The sequence below is a fragment of the Chimaeribacter sp. YP20170169 genome (assembly GCF_056739715.1).
Genome location: NZ_CP176824.1, coordinates 3,129,777 through 3,147,028, shown reverse-complemented (window position 1 = coordinate 3,147,028; position 17,252 = coordinate 3,129,777). Strand labels below are relative to the sequence as shown.

The 17,252-nt window shown below is 63.1% G+C and carries 16 protein-coding genes; 6 read left to right on the top strand and 10 right to left on the bottom strand.

What is annotated here, in order from left to right; translation table 11 throughout:
• Positions 1 to 24 precede the first annotated feature (24 nt).
• On the top strand, positions 25 to 561 hold the full coding sequence (gene hpt / locus ACK3SD_RS14385) for a hypoxanthine phosphoribosyltransferase (RefSeq protein WP_481125924.1): 537 nt from the start codon (positions 25 to 27) through the stop codon (positions 559 to 561).
• Between the two features lie 118 nt (positions 562 to 679).
• On the opposite strand, the gene can is transcribed toward hpt, so the two are convergent.
• On the bottom strand, positions 680 to 1,333 hold the full coding sequence (gene can, locus ACK3SD_RS14380; protein WP_481125923.1) for a carbonate dehydratase: 654 nt from the start codon (positions 1,331 to 1,333) through the stop codon (positions 680 to 682).
• Positions 1,334 to 1,472: 139 nt separating this feature from the next.
• On the opposite strand from can, the gene ACK3SD_RS14375 reads away from it, so the two are divergent.
• Both ACK3SD_RS14375 and ACK3SD_RS14370 read left to right on the top strand, forming a co-directional pair.
• A complete protein-coding gene (locus ACK3SD_RS14375) occupies positions 1,473 to 2,396 on the top strand; it encodes an ABC transporter ATP-binding protein (RefSeq protein WP_481125922.1) in 924 nt (307 codons plus the stop codon).
• The gene (locus ACK3SD_RS14370) at positions 2,393 to 3,163 is read left to right on the top strand and encodes an ABC transporter permease (protein ID WP_481125921.1); all 771 of its coding nucleotides are present in this window, start codon (positions 2,393 to 2,395) and stop codon (positions 3,161 to 3,163) included. Before ACK3SD_RS14375 ends, ACK3SD_RS14370 begins: the two co-directional genes overlap by 4 nt.
• Positions 3,164 to 3,216: 53 nt before the next feature.
• Here the strand turns inward: ACK3SD_RS14370 and panD are convergent, their stop codons facing one another.
• From panD to thpR, 9 genes are all read right to left on the bottom strand, one after another.
• Positions 3,217 to 3,597, bottom strand: a complete 381-nt coding sequence (gene panD, locus ACK3SD_RS14365) for an aspartate 1-decarboxylase (protein ID WP_137764233.1) — start codon at positions 3,595 to 3,597, stop codon at positions 3,217 to 3,219.
• A gap of 107 nt (positions 3,598 to 3,704) precedes the next feature.
• Positions 3,705 to 4,559, bottom strand: a complete 855-nt coding sequence (panC, locus tag ACK3SD_RS14360; RefSeq protein WP_481125920.1) for a pantoate--beta-alanine ligase — start codon at positions 4,557 to 4,559, stop codon at positions 3,705 to 3,707.
• A 13-nt stretch (positions 4,560 to 4,572) separates the two neighbouring features.
• Positions 4,573 to 5,367, bottom strand: a complete 795-nt coding sequence (panB, locus tag ACK3SD_RS14355; protein WP_481125919.1) for a 3-methyl-2-oxobutanoate hydroxymethyltransferase — start codon at positions 5,365 to 5,367, stop codon at positions 4,573 to 4,575.
• A 155-nt stretch (positions 5,368 to 5,522) separates the two neighbouring features.
• Positions 5,523 to 6,002 carry a 2-amino-4-hydroxy-6-hydroxymethyldihydropteridine diphosphokinase gene (folK, locus tag ACK3SD_RS14350; RefSeq protein WP_481125918.1) on the bottom strand — a complete coding sequence of 160 codons (480 nt, stop codon included), beginning with the start codon at positions 6,000 to 6,002 and terminating at the stop codon, positions 5,523 to 5,525.
• Complete coding sequence (gene pcnB / locus ACK3SD_RS14345; protein ID WP_481127564.1) at positions 5,999 to 7,411, bottom strand: polynucleotide adenylyltransferase PcnB; 1,413 nt, start codon at positions 7,409 to 7,411, stop codon at positions 5,999 to 6,001. The genes folK and pcnB overlap by 4 nt, the downstream gene beginning before the upstream one ends.
• Positions 7,412 to 7,516: 105 nt before the next feature.
• Positions 7,517 to 8,386, bottom strand: coding sequence for a tRNA glutamyl-Q(34) synthetase GluQRS (gene gluQRS, locus ACK3SD_RS14340; RefSeq protein WP_481127563.1), 870 nt, complete (start codon positions 8,384 to 8,386; stop codon positions 7,517 to 7,519).
• Between the two features lie 63 nt (positions 8,387 to 8,449).
• Positions 8,450 to 8,905 carry an RNA polymerase-binding protein DksA gene (dksA, locus tag ACK3SD_RS14335; protein WP_137764228.1) on the bottom strand — a complete coding sequence of 152 codons (456 nt, stop codon included), beginning with the start codon at positions 8,903 to 8,905 and terminating at the stop codon, positions 8,450 to 8,452.
• 161 nt (positions 8,906 to 9,066) lie between these two features.
• Positions 9,067 to 9,783, bottom strand: coding sequence for a DNA/RNA nuclease SfsA (gene sfsA, locus ACK3SD_RS14330; RefSeq protein ID WP_481125917.1), 717 nt, complete (start codon positions 9,781 to 9,783; stop codon positions 9,067 to 9,069).
• A 17-nt stretch (positions 9,784 to 9,800) separates the two neighbouring features.
• Positions 9,801 to 10,328: an RNA 2',3'-cyclic phosphodiesterase gene (gene thpR / locus ACK3SD_RS14325; protein ID WP_481125916.1), complete on the bottom strand. Its 528-nt coding sequence runs from the start codon at positions 10,326 to 10,328 to the stop codon at positions 9,801 to 9,803.
• Between the two features lie 88 nt (positions 10,329 to 10,416).
• Between thpR and hrpB the strand changes: the two genes are divergently transcribed.
• The 3 genes from hrpB to ACK3SD_RS14310 all read left to right on the top strand — a co-directional run bounded on the left by hrpB (position 10,417) and on the right by ACK3SD_RS14310 (position 17,175).
• The gene (hrpB, locus tag ACK3SD_RS14320) at positions 10,417 to 12,876 is read left to right on the top strand and encodes an ATP-dependent helicase HrpB (RefSeq protein ID WP_481125915.1); all 2,460 of its coding nucleotides are present in this window, start codon (positions 10,417 to 10,419) and stop codon (positions 12,874 to 12,876) included.
• A gap of 179 nt (positions 12,877 to 13,055) precedes the next feature.
• On the top strand, positions 13,056 to 15,620 hold the full coding sequence (mrcB, locus tag ACK3SD_RS14315; RefSeq protein ID WP_481125914.1) for a bifunctional glycosyl transferase/transpeptidase: 2,565 nt from the start codon (positions 13,056 to 13,058) through the stop codon (positions 15,618 to 15,620).
• A 157-nt stretch (positions 15,621 to 15,777) separates the two neighbouring features.
• Positions 15,778 to 17,175, top strand: coding sequence for a CBM96 family carbohydrate-binding protein (locus ACK3SD_RS14310; RefSeq protein ID WP_481125913.1), 1,398 nt, complete (start codon positions 15,778 to 15,780; stop codon positions 17,173 to 17,175).
• The last annotated feature ends 77 nt before the right edge of the window (positions 17,176 to 17,252 follow it).

The following is a 17,252-nucleotide window of genomic DNA, read 5'->3' as shown; positions in this document are numbered from 1 at the left end:
CTTCCGGTAACAGACAAGATATTTATGAAACACAGTGTAGAGATCGTGATCTCCGAGCAGGAGGTCAAAGCGCGCATCGCCGAGCTGGGCCAGCAGATTACCGCCGACTACCGTGACAGCGGCAGCGAGATGGTGCTGGTGGGCCTGTTGCGCGGCTCCTTCATGTTTATGGCTGACCTTTGCCGCCAGATTGAGGTATCGCATGAGGTGGACTTCATGACCGCCTCCAGCTATGGCAACAGCATGTCCAGCAGCCGGGATGTGAAGATTCTGAAGGATCTGGATGAGGATATCCGTGGCAAGGATGTGCTGATCGTGGAGGATATCATCGACTCCGGCAACACCCTCAGCAAGGTGCGCGAGATCTTGGCGCTGCGCGAGCCAAAGTCGCTGGCCATCTGTACGCTGCTCGACAAACCCTCCCGCCGCGAAGTGCCGGTGCCCGTGGAGTATATCGGTTTCTCGATCCCCGATGAATTTGTGGTCGGATACGGAATCGATTACGCGCAGCGTTACCGCCATCTGCCCTACATTGGCAAAGTGGTGCCGCTGGCGGAGTAATACCCACCCGCCGTTGCTACTTCCTTGTCCCCAATAAAGAAAACCGCAGAATAAAAGCGCTTGGAAAGCTAATTTTTACTCTGCGGTATTGGCTATGCTTCAGGCCAGCGGGTCACCCTCAGGCGTTGCCAGGCAGCAGCTTGGCGATCGCGCCATGGTAGTTGGCTTCCAGGCTTTCGCGGTTGGCGGTGGTCATGTCCAGATCATTGAGCTGGCCGTTCTGCAAGCCGTAGACCCAGCCGTGCAGCATCACTTTCTGCCCGCGCTTCCAGGCGCCCTGCATGATGGTGGAGTGGCCGAGGTTGTAGACCTGCTCAACCACGTTGATCTCGCACAGGGTATTCAGACGATCCTCCTGCGGGAGTTCGTTCAGTAACGAGCTATGCTTGTACCACAGGTCGCGGATGTGCAGCAGCCAGTTGTTGATCAGACCCAGATCCGGGTTCTCCACCGCTGCGGCCACGCCGCCGCACCCGTAGTGGCCGCAGACGATGACGTGCTCAACTTGCAGGACGTCAATCGCATACTGCACCACGGAAAGGCAGTTCAGATCGGTATGGATAACCAGGTTGGCCACGTTACGGTGAACGAACAACTCACCCGGCTCCATGCCGGTCAGGCGCTCAGCGGGCACCCGGCTGTCGGAGCAACCAATCCACAGGAAACGCGGTTTTTGGGCTTCGGCCAGGCGCTCGAAGAAGGCTGGGTCGTCTTTAGTGATGGTCTCAGACCATGCACGGTTGTTGGCTATGAGCCTTTCAATCTCTTTCATGGGGGATCTTTCTCGTATGAAATGTGAACAATCTGTGAAGCACAGGTTGTCAGTTTAATATAGGGCATACATCACGAATTTGAAATCTGATCCTGCCCTTGAGTCAGAGAAAACAGCAAAACAAGGCGATCCTACGTTTATGACATATGCACTGGAATTAGCGCAGCTTACCAAAACCTACGCAGGTGGGGTACAGGCGCTGCGCGGCATCGACCTGCAGGTGGAAGCCGGCGATTTTTATGCCCTGCTCGGCCCGAACGGCGCCGGGAAATCCACCACCATCGGCATCATCAGTTCGCTGGTCAACAAGAGCGCCGGTAAGGTGCGGGTGTTTGGCTATGATATTGACCGCGACATCGTCAACGCCAAGCGCCAGCTCGGGCTGGTGCCGCAGGAGTTTAACTTCAACCCGTTTGAGACCGTGATGCAGATTGTGGTCAATCAGGCCGGCTACTACGGCGTGAAGCGCCGCGAGGCGCTGGAGCGGGCAGAGAAGTACCTGACCCAGCTTGACCTGTGGGGCAAGCGCAACGAGCGGGCGCGGATGCTCTCCGGCGGCATGAAGCGCCGCCTAATGATTGCGCGCGCGCTGATGCACGAGCCAAAGCTGCTGATCCTCGATGAGCCGACCGCAGGCGTCGACATTGAGCTGCGCCGCTCCATGTGGAGTTTTTTGCAGGAGCTGAACGCTGGCGGCACCACCATCATCCTTACCACCCACTATCTGGAAGAGGCGGAGATGCTGTGCCGCAACATCGGCATCATCCAGCGCGGGGAGCTGGTGGAGAACACCAGCATGAAGGCACTGCTCGCCAAGCTGAAGTCCGAGACCTTTGTGCTCGATCTGGCGGCGAAAAGCCCGCTGCCGAAGCTGGAGGGGTACAAGAGCACGCTGGTGGACACCTCAACGCTTGAGGTGGAGGTGATGCGTGAGCAGGGGTTGAACGGCGTGTTCAGCCAGTTGAGCAAGCAGGGCATCCAGGTGCTCAGTATGAGGAACAAGGCCAACCGGCTGGAGGAGCTGTTTGTCGGGCTGGTGAATGGTGTGGAGGAGGAGGCATGACACATCTCTATTGGGTGGCGCTACAGAGTATCTGGTACAAAGAGATCAACCGGTTTGGCCGCATCTGGATCCAGACGCTGGTGCCGCCGGTGATCACCATGACGCTCTACTTCATCATCTTCGGTAACCTGATTGGTTCGCGCATCGGCGAGATGCACGGCTTTGACTACATGCAGTTCATTGTGCCGGGCCTGATCATGATGGCGGTGATCACCAACTCCTACGCCAACGTCGCCTCCTCGTTCTTCAGCGCCAAGTTCCAGCGCAACATTGAGGAGCTACTGGTGGCACCGGTGCCGACCCACGTGGTGATCGCCGGCTATGTCGGCGGCGGCGTGGCGCGCGGCATCTGCGTCGGCGTGCTGGTGACAGCGGTGTCGCTGTTCTTCGTGCCGCTGCATGTGCATTCATGGTGGGTGATCGCGCTGACGCTGCTGCTGACCTCGATCCTGTTCTCGCTCGGTGGCCTGCTGAACGCAGTATTTGCCAAGACCTTCGACGACATCAGCCTGATCCCGACCTTTGTGCTGACGCCGCTCACCTATCTGGGCGGGGTGTTCTACTCGCTGACGCTGCTGCCGCCCTTCTGGCAGGCGGTGTCGAAGCTGAACCCGATCGTCTACATGATCAGCGGCTTCCGCTACGGCTTCCTCGGCATCAGTGACGTGCCGCTGGCCCTCACCATGGCGGTGCTGGTGGCCTTTATCGTGGTCTTCTACCTGCTGGCGTGGATCTTGATCCAGCGCGGACGCGGCCTGCGTACCTGATCGCTTTTCGCTGACAAAAAAGGGAACCCGCGGGTTCCCTTTTTTTATGGCATTCAGGCCACCTGCACCGGAATGGCGCTGGCGCGCCGCTGGAGCTGGTTGTCACCCTCGAAATAGGCAACCTTCGGCTGGTGGCGGCGCGCGTCCGCTTCCTCCATCTGCACGTAGGAGCAGATGATCAGCTTGTCGCCAACGCAGGCGAGGCGGGCGGCCGCGCCATTGACCGAAATGATGCGCGAGCCGCGCTCGGCGACGATGGCATAGGTGGAGAAACGCTGGCCGTTATCGACGTTGTAGATGTCGATGGCTTCATACTCCAGGATGCCGGCGGCCTCGAGGAAATCCTGATCGATGGCGCAGGAGCCTTCATAGTGCAGATCGGCTTGCGTGACCTTCACCCGGTGGAGTTTGCCTTGCAGCATTGTGCGTACCATAGCGTGTTACCTTGGCAGTAGAGTCATGGTGCCGGCCGCCGTCGGCGGCCGGGTAGGGCGGGGTGCGTCCTGCGTCCGGGGGCGGCGTGCCTGCCGCCCGTTAAGCATCATACCGTCAGGTCAACCTGACAGTTATCAATCAAACGCGCCTTGCCGAGCCAGGCGGCCATCAAAATCACCGCGCGGGTGCTGGCAACCGTTAGCGGTTGCAGGCTGTCGGCATCGCGGATAAACAGCTCATCCGGCGTCAGGCCCGCCTCGCGCAGCTCGGCGGCCGCGCCCTCCAGCAGATCCTCCACGTGGCGCTCGCCCTGCAACAGCGCCTCCGCCAGTTGGTTCATGATACGGCTGAGGGCCGGGGCCAGCTTGCGCTCCTCCGGCGTCAGGTAGCCATTGCGCGAGCTGAGGGCCAGCCCATCCTTGGCGCGCACCGTCGGCACGCCGACAATCTCGATGTCGGTGCCCATGTCATCCACCATCTTGCGGATCAGCGCCAGCTGCTGGTAATCCTTCTCGCCAAAGCAGGCGATGTCTGGCTGCACTAGATTGAACAGCTTGCTGACCACGGTGGCGACGCCGCGGAAGTGGCCGGGGCGGCTGGCGCCCTCCAGCATCTCGGAGAGCACCGGCACCTCCACATAGGTGTGGGTCGCCATGCCATGCGGGTAGATGTCCGCCGGGGCGGGGGAGAAGACCAGATCGACGCCGCGCCGCGTCAGCTTCTCGCAATCCTCTTGCAGGGTGCGCGGGTAGCGCGCCAGATCGTCGGCCTTGTCGAACTGCATCGGATTGACGAAGATGCTGACCACCACCACGTCGGCGCGCGCCCGCGCCTCGTCCACCAGCGTCATGTGGCCGTCGTGCAGGTTGCCCATGGTCGGCACCAGCGCAATGCGCTTGCCCTCCTGTCGCCAGCGGCGGATCTCACGGCGCAGCAACGGTATGGTTTCAATGATTACCACGTTCCTCTCCTTTTTATTTAAAGCTGTGCTCTTCCGCCGGGTACGCGCCGGAGGCCACCTGATCGACGTAGAGGCGCACCGCGCTGCGCAGGTCGCCCGCCTCGGCCAAAAAGTTCTTGGCGAACTTTGGCACATGGCCGCCGGTAATGCCAAAGGCATCATGCATCACCAGAATCTGGCCGTCGGTGGCGTTGCCCGCGCCGATGCCAATCACCGGGATCTGCAACGCGCGCGTCACTTTTTCAGCCAGCGATGCCGGTACGCACTCCAGCACCAGCACCTGTATGCCGGCCTGCTCCAGGTTGAGGGCGTCCTGCAACAGCTGGTTGGCCGCCGCCTCGTCGCGCCCCTGCACCTTGTAGCCGCCGAAAATATTGACCGATTGCGGCGTCAGGCCAAGGTGGCCGCACACCGGCACCGCGCGCTGGGTCAGCTTTTTCACCGTCTCGCACAGCCAGCTACCGCCCTCCAGCTTCACCATGTTGGCCCCGGCGCGCATCAGCATCGCGGCGTTGTCGCACGCCTGCTCCGGCGTGCCGTAGCTCATGAACGGCAGGTCAGCCATCACCAGACTGTGGGGCGCGCCGCGCCGCACGCAGCGGGTGTGGTAGGCGATCTCCTCCACCGTGACCGGCAGGGTGGAGTCCTGCCCCTGAACCACCATCCCAAGCGAATCGCCAATCAGCATCACGCTGATGCCCTGCTCCTCGAACAACTGGGCGAAGCTGGCGTCATAGGCGGTGATGGTCGCGAACTTGCGCTGCTGCTGTTTCCACTCGCGTAAGTGGCTGACCGTGGTGGGTTTCATAATGACCTCGTCTACGACTATTTATCGGTATTCACCAAAGAGGTCATTTTAATGATAAGGCGAGGCGCTGGATAGCCAACCGTGCGTTTCGCATCGCATGGTTAACAAAAAAGGGGAGAAAAAGTTGGCGGAACAGGCACCCGGCCGGGCACCTGTTACCAGAGCGTCAGGCCGTTGCGGTCGATGCCACGCAGGTGCGCGTCCAGCGCCACGCCGCTGGGGAACACCAGATCGGGGGCGATCTCAAACAGCGGGTAGAGCATGAACTCGCGGTTCATAATGTCATAGTGCGGCACCGTCAGGCGCGGCGTGCTGATCACCTGCTCACCGTAGAGCAGCATGTCGAGATCCAGCGTGCGCGGCCCCCAACGTTCAGCCTTGCGTACCCGGCCCTGCTGCTGCTCAATCGCCTGCGTGGCGTCAAGCAGCGCCTCCGGCGGCAGGGCCGTCTCCAGCTCCACCACCGCGTTCAGATAGTCCGGCTGGTCCTGCGGGCCAAGCGGCTTGCTGCGGTAGAGCGAGGAGCGGCGCACCAGCCGCGTCTGCGGCAGGGCGTCCAGCGCCGTGAGGGCCGCATTGACCTGATCGAGCGGCTCGGCCAGGTTGCTGCCGAGCGCCAGATAGACGCGGATCACTCGGCGTTGTCCCGGCGCGGCGCGCGTTTGCGCGGACGGCGTGGGCGGCTGCGGCGCGGGTTGCCCTCTTCGCCGAGGTTGGAGAGCATCCCTTTCTGGCGCATCGGGGTGGCGGTCTGGAACTCGCCCCACCACTGGGCCAGCTGCACCAGCTCACGGTTGTTCTCCGCCTCGGCGCGCAGCGCCAGCAGATCGTAGGCGGCGCGGAATTTCGGGTGCTCCATCAGCTTGTGGGCACGCTTGCCCTGACGGCGTGACAGGCGCAACTGCAACAGCCAGATGTCGCGCACCAGCGTGGTGATGCGTTTCGGGATCGCCAGCGAGCGGCACTGCTCGTCCAGCACATCATTCATCGCCAGCGCGAAGGCGTCGAAGTAGGCCAGCCCGCTCTCTTGCGCCAGTTTCTGCGCATGTTCAATCAGCGGATACCAGAGCATGGCCGCGAACAGGAACGCCGGGTTGACGCGCATGTCATTGTGCAGGCGATGGTCGGTGTTCTTCAGCACCTGCGCCAGGATGCGCTCCATCGGGCTGTCGCCGCTCTCGGTGAACTGGCGGGAGATGAGCGGGAACAGCGGCTGGAACAGCTGGTATTCGCACAACAGGCGGTAGGTCGGGTAGCCATACCCGGCCTGCAACAGCTTCAGCGACTCCTCAAACAGGCGCGCTGGCGGGATCTCATGCAGCAGCGCCGCCAGACGCGGGATCGGCTCGGCGGTCTCCGCGCTGATGCGCATGTTCAGCTTGGCGGCGAAACGCACCGCGCGCAGCATCCGCACCGGGTCTTCACGGTAGCGGGTCTCCGGGTCGCCAATCAGGCGGATGACGCCCTCCTGGAGATCGCGCAGGCCGCCGGTGTAGTCACGCAGGCTGAAATCGGCCACGCCGTAGTAGAGGCTGTTGATGGTGAAGTCGCGGCGCTGCGCGTCCTCCTCGATCGAGCCGAAGATGTTGTCGCGCAGCAACATGCCGTTGCGCCCCTGCTGGGAGGCATTTTTGTCCTGCTGCGGCTGCTCCTGCTCGTGGTGACCACGGAAGGTGGCGACCTCGATGATCTCCGGGCCAAACATCACGTGGGCCAGACGGAAACGGCGGCCAACCAGCCGGCAGTTGCGGAACAGCTTACGCACTTCATCCGGCGTGGCATTGGTGGTGATGTCAAAATCTTTGGGTTTTTTGCCGAGCAACAAGTCACGCACGCCGCCGCCGACCAGGTAAGCCTCAAAGCCGGCTTTGTTCAGGCGATAGAGCACCTTCAGGGCATTTTCACTAATGTCCCGGCGGGAGATCGCGTGTTGATCGCGCGGAATGACAGTGAAAAGAGGCGCTTGCACGGGTGCGACCGTGTCAGGGACGTCGTTTTCGCGGGCCAGCACCTTTCGGCAAAAATTGGCTACTCGGGTAAAAATGGGACACCTCGATAGTGACTAAAAAATGAGAGCAAAAAACAGCGGCTAATCATAGCTCATGCCGGGGGGTTTGAGAATAATGTTGTAAAGATGTGCCAAATCCCCTCATCGCGGCACCGCCTCCAGTTGCCAGTGCGCCACCGCGTGCGCCAGCAATTGCGCCAGACTCAGGTCGCGCCAATCCGCTGGCAGCGGCTGGTTAAGGAAGCGCAGCGCCTCCGCCAGCACCGGGCGCGGATCGCCCTCCGGCAGCGCCGGCGCATGGTTCTGCTTGGAGAGTTTGTCGCCATGCTCATTCAGCGCCAGCGGCAGGTGGATATAGCCGGGCGCCTGCCAGCCGAACTGGTGGTAGAGCGCGATCTGCCGCACCGTTGGTTCAATCAGATCCGCGCCGCGCACAATCTCCGTCACCCCCTGAGCGTGGTCGTCCACCACCACCGCCAGGTTATAGGCGAACAGGCCATCACGCCGGTGGATAATGAAATCCTCCTCCGCCAGCCGTGGGTCGGCTGCCAGCCAGCCGCGCAGGCCATCCTCAAAGCCGTAGACCGGCTGCGACTGCACCAGCCGCAGGGCGGCGTTGTGCGCGCCCAGATGCAGCGAGCGGCAGTGGCCGTCATAGACGCCACCTATCGACTGGATGCGGCTGCGGGTGCAGGTGCAGTAGTAGGCGCGGCCGGCAGCAATCAGCTGGCTTAGGGCCTCGCGGTAGGCGTCATGGCGCTGCGACTGGTAGAGCACCTCGCCGTCCCAGTGCAGGCCGTAGTGCTCAAGCTGGCGCAGGATGCGCGCCGCGGCACCGGGCATCTCGCGCGGCGGATCGATATCCTCGATGCGCACCAGCCAGCGACCCTGTTGGGCACGGGCGCGCAGGTAACTGCCAAGCGCGGCGATCAGGGAACCAAAGTGCAGCTCGCCGGAGGGCGATGGCGCAAAGCGGCCAATATAGGGAGCGGGGGAGAGGCGTTCAGGCATGGTGTAGGGTGACGAAAGCGCGGCGCCAGGGGCGCCGCGGCAGTCGTGATCAGACATCAGAGCTTAGCCTGCCATCTGCTTTTCGCGGATTTCGGCCAGCGTTTTGCAGTCAATGCACAGGTCTGCGGTCGGACGGGCTTCCAAACGACGGATGCCAATCTCAACCCCGCAGGATTCGCAGAAGCCGAAATCTTCGTCTTCCACTTTTTTCAGGGTCTTTTCAATCTTCTTGATCAGCTTGCGCTCACGATCGCGGTTGCGCAGCTCCAGACTGAACTCCTCTTCCTGGGCAGCACGGTCAACGGGATCAGGGAAATTAGCGGCTTCGTCCTGCATGTGCGATACAGTACGGTCGACTTCATCCCTGAGCTGGTTGCGCCATGCTTCAAGAATACGTTTGAAGTGGGCGAGTTGCGCCTCATTCATGTACTCTTCGCCCACCTTCTCTTGGTACGGCTCCACCCCAGCGATGGCGAGAATGCTCAAGGAGGATGTTTTACGGGTTTGCCCTTCTTGCATGTTGCTTCTCCTACATAACACGCACTATCGATCCCCAACGTGGGGAAAAATCAGGCCGCTATAAATAACAGATGGAAGGATAGATGGCAATTATTCCTCACATCCGCTTGACAATCCTGTGATACGCGGCTTTATTGCGCTCGCCGCAGGATGAGGCAGCCTTATGTTTTTGGTATCCCTATCAACGGGATGGGGTTCATCAGGTCAATGCCGGTGGGTGAGAGCTGTGCTCCGTAGCAAATCACCTCAACCCCCTGATTTTGTACTTCTGCCAATAGATTAGCGTAGCGTGGATCAATATGGCGGGCGGGAGAGACCATAGAGATGCCGGAGTGCAGCACGGCAAAAAACAGCACCGCACGCCGCCCGGTTGACGCTACCTGCTGCAACTCCCGCAGATGCTTCTGCCCACGCAGTGTCACCGCATCCGGGAAGTAGCCGCCGCCCTGGTGGAGCAGCGTCACCGACTTCACTTCAATATAGCAGTCAGGACGGTTTTCTGCCTGTAATAACAGATCGATACGGCTGTTTTCACTGCCATACTTTATTTCGCCCTGTAGCTGGGTGTAACCAGACAATTCCGGCACTCTTCCCGCCGCTATCGCCTCGCGCACTACACTATTAGCACGCTGAGTATTGATGCAAATCCAATGGTTTTCTTGAGTTTCAGACAACTCCCAGGTGTGGGCGTACTTGCGCTTGGGGTTGCTGGAGGTGGAGTACCAGACAGTGTCGCCCGGCGTGGCGCAGCCGGTCATGGCGCCGGTGTTGGGGCAGTGCAGTGTCAGTTGTTCCCCCTCGGGGGTGACGACATCTGCCAGAAACCGTTTGTAACGTGTGATCAACGTAGCCCGTTGCAGCGGTGGGGTAAAAAGCATAACTCTCCTGACTGGCCTTAGCCAAGCGGCCACGCCTGCAGGGCGCGGTAGCGGGTCTGGCCGCGTTCAAAGCGGGATTCATACAGGCAGAACTCGGTGGCCTCCAGCGTCCAGTTGGGCGTGGCGGGCGGCAACGCCACCGGGCGGGTAGCACCGCGCAACAGCGTAATGTGCGGGTGGAATGGCTGTGCGCTCTGGTGGCAGCCGTTGCGCGCCGCCTGCGCGCGCAGCAGCGTCGCCAGTTGCAGCAGCGGGCGCGGCGCGCGGCGCGGGCCAAGCCACACCACACCGGGGCGCGGCCAGTGGCCAAGGTCATCCAGCGTCAGCTGGAAGCCGCTCTGGCGCACCCGGCCCGCCAGCTGGGCCAGCGCCGCGGCCTTCTGGTCGCTCACCTCGCCAAGGAAGGCCAGCGTCAGGTGCAGGTTGGCGGCGGCAATCGGCCGGCCCGCCTCCGGCGCGAACGCGGTGGCGCGCCAGCCGATCACCTGTTGTTGCAGGCCAGCCGGCAGCGGCAGGGCGAAGAAGAGGCGTTGGGCGTCGGGCATGGGCATCCTGTATGAATTTACCAAAGGGTCTGGGGCTGAATGCTACAATGCCCGGCTCAGAAAGTTAACCGATGTAAGGGGAAGGGGTATGGACGCGGTGACCACCGGGGCATCTGCGCTGCCGGTCAGCGAGGTGGTGGAGGAGGTGCTGACGGCGCTGGCATCGTCGCCACAGGTGCTGCTGAATGCGCCGACCGGCGCGGGCAAGTCAACCTGGCTGCCGCTGACCATCCTGGCGCGCGCCGGGCTGCCGGGCCGTATCATTATGCTGGAGCCACGCCGTCTGGCGGCAAAGAACGTCGCGCACCGGCTGGCGCAGCAACTGGGCGAAGCGCCGGGGCAGACAATCGGCTACCGGATGCGCGCCGAGAGCAACACCAGCGCCGCCACCCGGCTGGAGGTGGTGACCGAGGGCATCCTGACCCGCATGGTGCAGCGCGACCCGGAGCTGAGTGGCGTGTCGCTGGTGATCCTCGATGAGTTCCACGAGCGCAGCTTGCAGGCCGATCTGGCGCTGGCGCTGCTGCTGGAGGTGCAGCAGGGGCTACGCGATGACCTGAAGCTGCTGGTGATGTCCGCGACACTGGACAACGCCCGGCTGGCGCAGGCGCTGCCGGACGCGCCGGTAATTGTCTCGCAGGGGCGCAGTTTCCCGGTCGAGCGCCGCTATCAGCCGCTCGCCAGCCATGAGCGGCTGGAGGAGGGGGTGGCCGCCGCCGTGCTGCGACTGCTGCGCGAGGAGTCAGGCTCGTTGCTGCTGTTCCTGCCCGGCGTGGCCGAGATTCTGCGCGTGCAGGAGCGGCTGGCGGGCAACGTCGCCACCGATACCGATCTCTGCCCGCTCTATGGCGCGCTGCCGCTGGCGCAACAGCAGCAGGCGATCCAGCCAGCGGCGGCCGGGCGGCGCAAGGTGGTGCTGGCGACCAACATCGCCGAAACCAGCCTGACCATCGAGGGCATCCGGCTGGTGGTGGACAGCGGACTGGAGCGCGCCACCCGCTTTGACCCGCGCAGCGGCGTCACGCGGCTGGTGACCCAGCGCATCAGTCAGGCCTCCATGACCCAGCGCGCTGGCCGTGCGGGACGCCTGTCGCCGGGCCTCTGTGTGCACCTCTTCAGCCGTGAGCAGGCGGAGCGTGCGGCGGAGCAGGGCGAGCCGGAGATCGTGCAGAGTGACCTGAGCAACCTGTGGCTGGAGCTGTTGCAGTGGGGCTGCCGTGACGCGGCCGACCTCACCTGGCTGGACGCGCCGCCTGCGCCCGCGCTGGCAGCGGCACAGGCGCTGCTGCGGCAACTGGGCGCGCTGGATGCTGGCGGGCGGCTCACCCCGGCTGGGCAGCGCATGGCGCGGCTGGGCGTTGACCCACGGCTGGCGGCGATGCTGGTGGCCGGTGCGGCCGAGGGGGCGGCGCTGGCCACCGCCGCGCTGCTCGCCGCCATGCTGGAGGAGCCGCCGCGCGGTGGCACGCCGGATCTCAGTGACTGGCTCAGCCGCCGCCAGCCGCATTGGCAGCGCCGCGCTACCCAACTGGCGAAGCGCTGCGGCCAGCCCTTTGGCCAGCCCGACCCTGACCACACCGCCTGGCTGCTGGCGCGCGCCTTCCCGGATCGCCTCGCCCAGCGGCGCGGCACGGAGGGGCGCTATCTGTTGGCGAATGGGTTGGGTGCCTCGCTGCCGCAGGATGAGGCGCTGACCCGCCACGGCTGGCTGATTGCACCGTCGCTGTTGCAGGGCAACGCCAGCCCGGACGCCCGCATCCTGCTGGCACTGCCGGTGGAGATGGAGGCGCTGGCCGCGCGCCTGCCGGATCTGGTGACGCGCCATGCCGCCGTGGAGTGGGACGAGGCGCGCGGCACCCTGCGCGCGTGGCAGCGCGACATGGTGGGGCGGCTGGTGCTGCGCGCCCGCCCGCTGGCAAAGCCCTCCGATGAGGAGCTGCAACAGGCGCTGCTGGAGTGGGTGCGCCAGCAGGGGCTGGCGGCGCTCAACTGGGAACCGGCGGCCGAACAGCTGCTGCTGCGGATGCGCTGCGCCCGCCGCTGGCTGCCAGAGGGCGACTGGCCGGCGGTAGAGGAGGAGGATCTGCTGGCGAGCCTTGAGAGCTGGCTGCTGCCGTCGCTCGGCAAGGTGCGCGACATGCGCGCCCTGCGGCAGGTGAATCTGCTGGAGGCGCTCGGTCGGCTGCTCAGTTGGCCGCAGCGGCAACGGCTGGATAGTGCGTTGCCAAGCCACTACACTGTGCCGACCGGTAGCCGGCTGCCGCTTCGCTATGACGCCGATAAGCCGCCGGTGCTGGCGGTGCGGTTGCAGGAGATGTTCGGCGAGGAGGCCAGCCCGCGCGTCGCCGAAGGGCGGGTGGCGGTGGTGCTGGAGCTGTTGTCGCCAGCGCACCGCCCCTTGCAGATCACTGCCGATCTGGCGGCGTTCTGGCGCGGTGCCTACCGCGAGGTGCAAAAGGAGATGCGCGGGCGTTACCCCAAGCATCCGTGGCCGGACGATCCAGCGCAGGCGCTGCCCACGCGCCGCACCAAGAAACACGCCCCCTAGCCCCGGTGGCTGGGCGGTTTTCAGATGTTTCCGCTGGCCGGGCCGGGCAGCGGGTAACAAAGTAGCGCCTTTTCCGGCCTCCGTTGATAGCACAGCAATCTGAAAAGCCACTGCAGGACGCCGCGACTTTTCTTTAGGAAGGGTAATGATGAACAAGAACAGTAGCGTGGAGAACAGCAATGTCAGGTGATGACCGCGAGCCCATCGGGCGCAAGGGACGCAACACTCCCCCAGAGCGCAAGCCCGCGCGGCAGCGGCCGCGTCACCGCAGGGAGGAGGACGCTGGGGATGATTTTGGCGACTATCAGGATGACAACCAAGACAATAAAGGTAAGCAACAGATGCCACGCAAGGTAAAGGCGGGCAAGCCGCGCAAAAAACGCGGCTGGCTGGGCCTGGCAGTAAAAATCGGGATTGTGCTGGCGCTGCTGCTGGCGATCTATGGCTTCTATCTGGATGGGCAGATCCGCAGCCGCATTGACGGCAAGGTGTGGCAACTGCCGGCGGCGGTCTATGGCCGGATGGTCAACCTCGAGCCGGGCATGGGCTACAGCAAGAAGGAGATGGTTTCGCTGCTGGAGGGCACCCAGTACCGCGAGGTGTCACGCATCACCCGGCCGGGCGAATTCACCGTGCGCGGCAACAGCATTGAGATGCTGCGCCGCCCGTTCGACTTCCCGGATGGCAAAGAGGGGCAGATCCACGCGCTGCTCACCTTTAAGGGCGACAGCCTGGCGCAGATCCAGAACATGGACAGCAAGCGCAACTTCGGCTTCTTCCGCCTCGATCCGCGCCTGATCACCATGTTGCAGTCGCCAAATGGCGAGCAGCGCCTGTTCGTGCCGCGCAGCGGCTTCCCTGACCTGCTGGTGGATACGCTGCTGGCGACGGAAGACCGCCACTTCTATGAGCACGACGGCATCAGCTTCTACTCCATCGGCCGCGCGCTGCTGGCGAACCTGACGGCTGGGCACACGGTGCAGGGGGCGAGTACCCTGACGCAACAGCTGGTGAAGAACCTGTTCCTCAGCAATGAGCGCACCTACTGGCGCAAGATCAATGAAGCCTACATGGCGCTGCTGGTGGACAGCCGCTACAGCAAGGATCGCATCCTCGAGCTGTACCTGAACGAGGTCTACCTCGGGCAGGATGGCAATGACCAGATCCGCGGCTTCCCGCTTGCCAGCCTCTACTACTTTGGCCGCCCGGTGGATGAACTGAGCCTCGACCAGCAGGCGCTGCTGGTGGGCATGGTGAAGGGGGCGTCGCTCTACAACCCGTGGCGCAACCCGAAACTGGCGCTGGAGCGCCGCAACGTGGTGCTGAAGCTGCTGGAGACCCAGCAGATCATTGACCACGAGCTTTACACCATGCTGAGCGCCCGCCCACTGGGCGTGCAACCGAAGGGCGGGGTGATCTCGCCGCAGCCAGCCTTTATGCAGCTGGTGCGCCAGGAGTTGCAGCAGCGGATGGGCGACAAGGTGAACGACCTCTCCGGCGTGAAGATCTTCACCACCCTTGATCCGGTGTCGCAGGACGCCGCCGAGCAGGCGGTGGAGGAGGGCATCCCGCAGCTGCGCAAGAAGAGTGGCCTGAACGACATCGAAACCGCGATGGTGGTGGTCGATCGCTTCAGCGGCGAGGTGCGGGCCATGGTCGGCGGGTCGCAGACCCAGTTTGCTGGCTTCAACCGCGCCATGCAGGCGCGCCGCCAGGTTGGCTCGCTGGCCAAGCCAGCCACCTACCTGACCGCGCTGGCGCAGCCGGACAAGTACCGCCTTAACACCCTGCTGGCTGACCAGCCGCTGGCGCTGCGTCTCTCCAACGGCCAGACCTGGAAACCGCAGAACGATGACCACCAGTTCCGCGGCCAGATGATGCTGGTGGACGCGCTGGCGCGTTCGATGAACGTGCCGACGGTCAATCTGGGGATGGCGGTCGGGCTGGATGAGATCACCAAAACGCTGGTGACGCTCGGCGTGCCAGCCAACGTGCTCAACCCGGTGCCGTCGATGCTGCTCGGGGCGATCGCGCTGACGCCAATGGAAGTGGCGCAGGAGTACCAGACCATCGCCAGCGGCGGCAACCGCGCACCGCTCTCCGCCGTGCGCTCGGTGATTGCCGAGGATGGCTCGGTGCTCTACCAGAGCTTCCCGCAGGCCGAGCGCGCAGTACCGGCGCAGGCCGCCTACCTGACGCTCTACGCCATGCAGCAGGTGGTGAACGAGGGCACCTCGCGCGCGCTGGCGGTGAAGTACCCCGGCCTGCATCTGGCGGCCAAGACCGGTACTTCGAACGACCTGCGTGACAGCTGGTTCGCGGGCATTGACGGCCAGCAGGTGGCGATCACTTGGGTAGGCCGCGACAACAACGGCCCGTCGAAACTGTGGGGCTCCACCGGGGCGATGGCGCTCTACAGCCGCTATCTGGCAAACGGCACCCCGCAGCCGCTGGATCTGCAAGCGCCAGAGGAGATCAGCCCAATGGGCGTTGACTCCGCCGGTAACTTTGTCTGCGGCGGCGGTGGCGGCCTGACCGGTGGCGTGGTGCGCACCATGCCGGTCTGGACGGATGACCCGGACAGCCTGTGTCAGGCCAGTCTGGCGGCTCAACAGCAGCAGTGGCAGTTGCAACAGCAGCAACAGGCGCAAGCGCCGCAGGGCCAGCCGCAGCAGGCACCGCAGGATGAGCAGAAGGAGAGCGAGGGCGTCGCTGGCTGGATCAGGGAGATGTTCGGCCAGTAACTCCCCGCCTTGAGCCGAGAGGGTGTGATGCGTGTCAAACGTGCATCACACCCTTTTTTTATCAGCTTTATCAATGATTATCGCTGACCGTTGGTGATTGGCGTCGGCCCGGCGGGGCGGGGCACTCTCTGGGGATCCCCCACAGAAGGAGCCAACCATGAAACGCGCACTACCCCTGCTACTGATGCTTATCTGGCTGAACCCCCTATCACGCGCCGAGGCCGCCGATGCCCAGGTTCACGTGGTGTGTGACTACAGCCATACGCTGCCCGATGACGCGATCATGATGCCCGCGATGCCCGGTATGGCGATGTCCCATGATTTCTTCGGCAGCACCCACGCCAACGCCTACAGCACCAACGAGCAGCTGGTGGCGGACTTCTCCACCACCTGCAACAACCTGGCCGACCACTCTGCCTACTGGGCGCCGTCGCTGCGCCTGCCGGATGGGAAGGTGATCCGCCCCGCCTACCAAAAGACCTACTACCAAGCCAACAACGTGCAGGAGTTCCCGCTCAGCCCGTTCCCGGCCGGGCTGCAACTGCTGGCTGGCACCCACAACGGCACTACGCCCAACAAGGTGGCGATTGACTACTTCTGTCAGGGGCTGGGCTACTCGGATGTGCCCAAGAGCCGCTGCCCGCCGCAAGCGGATGGCACGGTGCAGATGAACATCGCCATCAAATTCCCCAACTGCTGGGACGGCGTGACGCTCCGCCCGGCAATTGGGGTCAAGAACGCGGATTACACGGTGAACAACGCCTGTCCGGCGGCTTACCCGGTGAAGATCCCGACCGTCAACATGAACATCGCCTATCTGGTGCCCAACTCGCCGCCGATTGACATGACCAAGGTAGAGCTATCGCTCGATCCGAAAATAGTAGAGGGCAATGTGGTGGAGCGGTGGGGGTCGATCTACAGCGCCCACGCCGACTTTATGAATGGCTGGTCGGATCAGGCGTCTGATTACATGGTCAACCACTGCATGAACCACGCGCTGGATTGCGGCTTGAATGTGCCGCTGGCCTATGAGCCAGCGTTGCAGGATGTGACCGTCAGCAATCAGGAGTCGGCGGAGAGCAACTTCGCGGGCAGCAGCACGCTGGTGGTGCAGGACAACTGGCAGAATGACCGCAGCAAAAACCGTGAGGAGGTGGGGCTGATCCAGTTCGCCATCCCGGCGTGGCCGGCGGCGCTGGACATCGATAAAGACACCTCCTTTATTTATAAGGTGCGGCTGTTTGGTAACAACGTCTCCGACAGCGCGTCGCGCCAGCTCTTCCTCTACCCGACCAGCAACGACTGGCAGGAGCAGGCGGTGACCTGGAACAGCCGCCCAAGCTGTGGCCGTGACGCCGACGGCAAAACGCAGGTGACCAGCAAACCCAGTTACCTCTATTTCAGCGTTGATGCCGCTGTGAAACGGGCGATTAAAAATAAGCAGTCCACCATCTCATTCTGCATTGGCGGCGAGCGGCAGGGACGTATTTACCATTTCGATGCCACCGAGAGCGGTAATCCACCGCTGCTGATATTACTGGGCGTTAGAAAATAGTCATCAGGATAAAAAGTTTTATAAACCCGCGACATAAACGTTGCGGGTTTTTTTATTTGCGTTAATGAAATTTAACC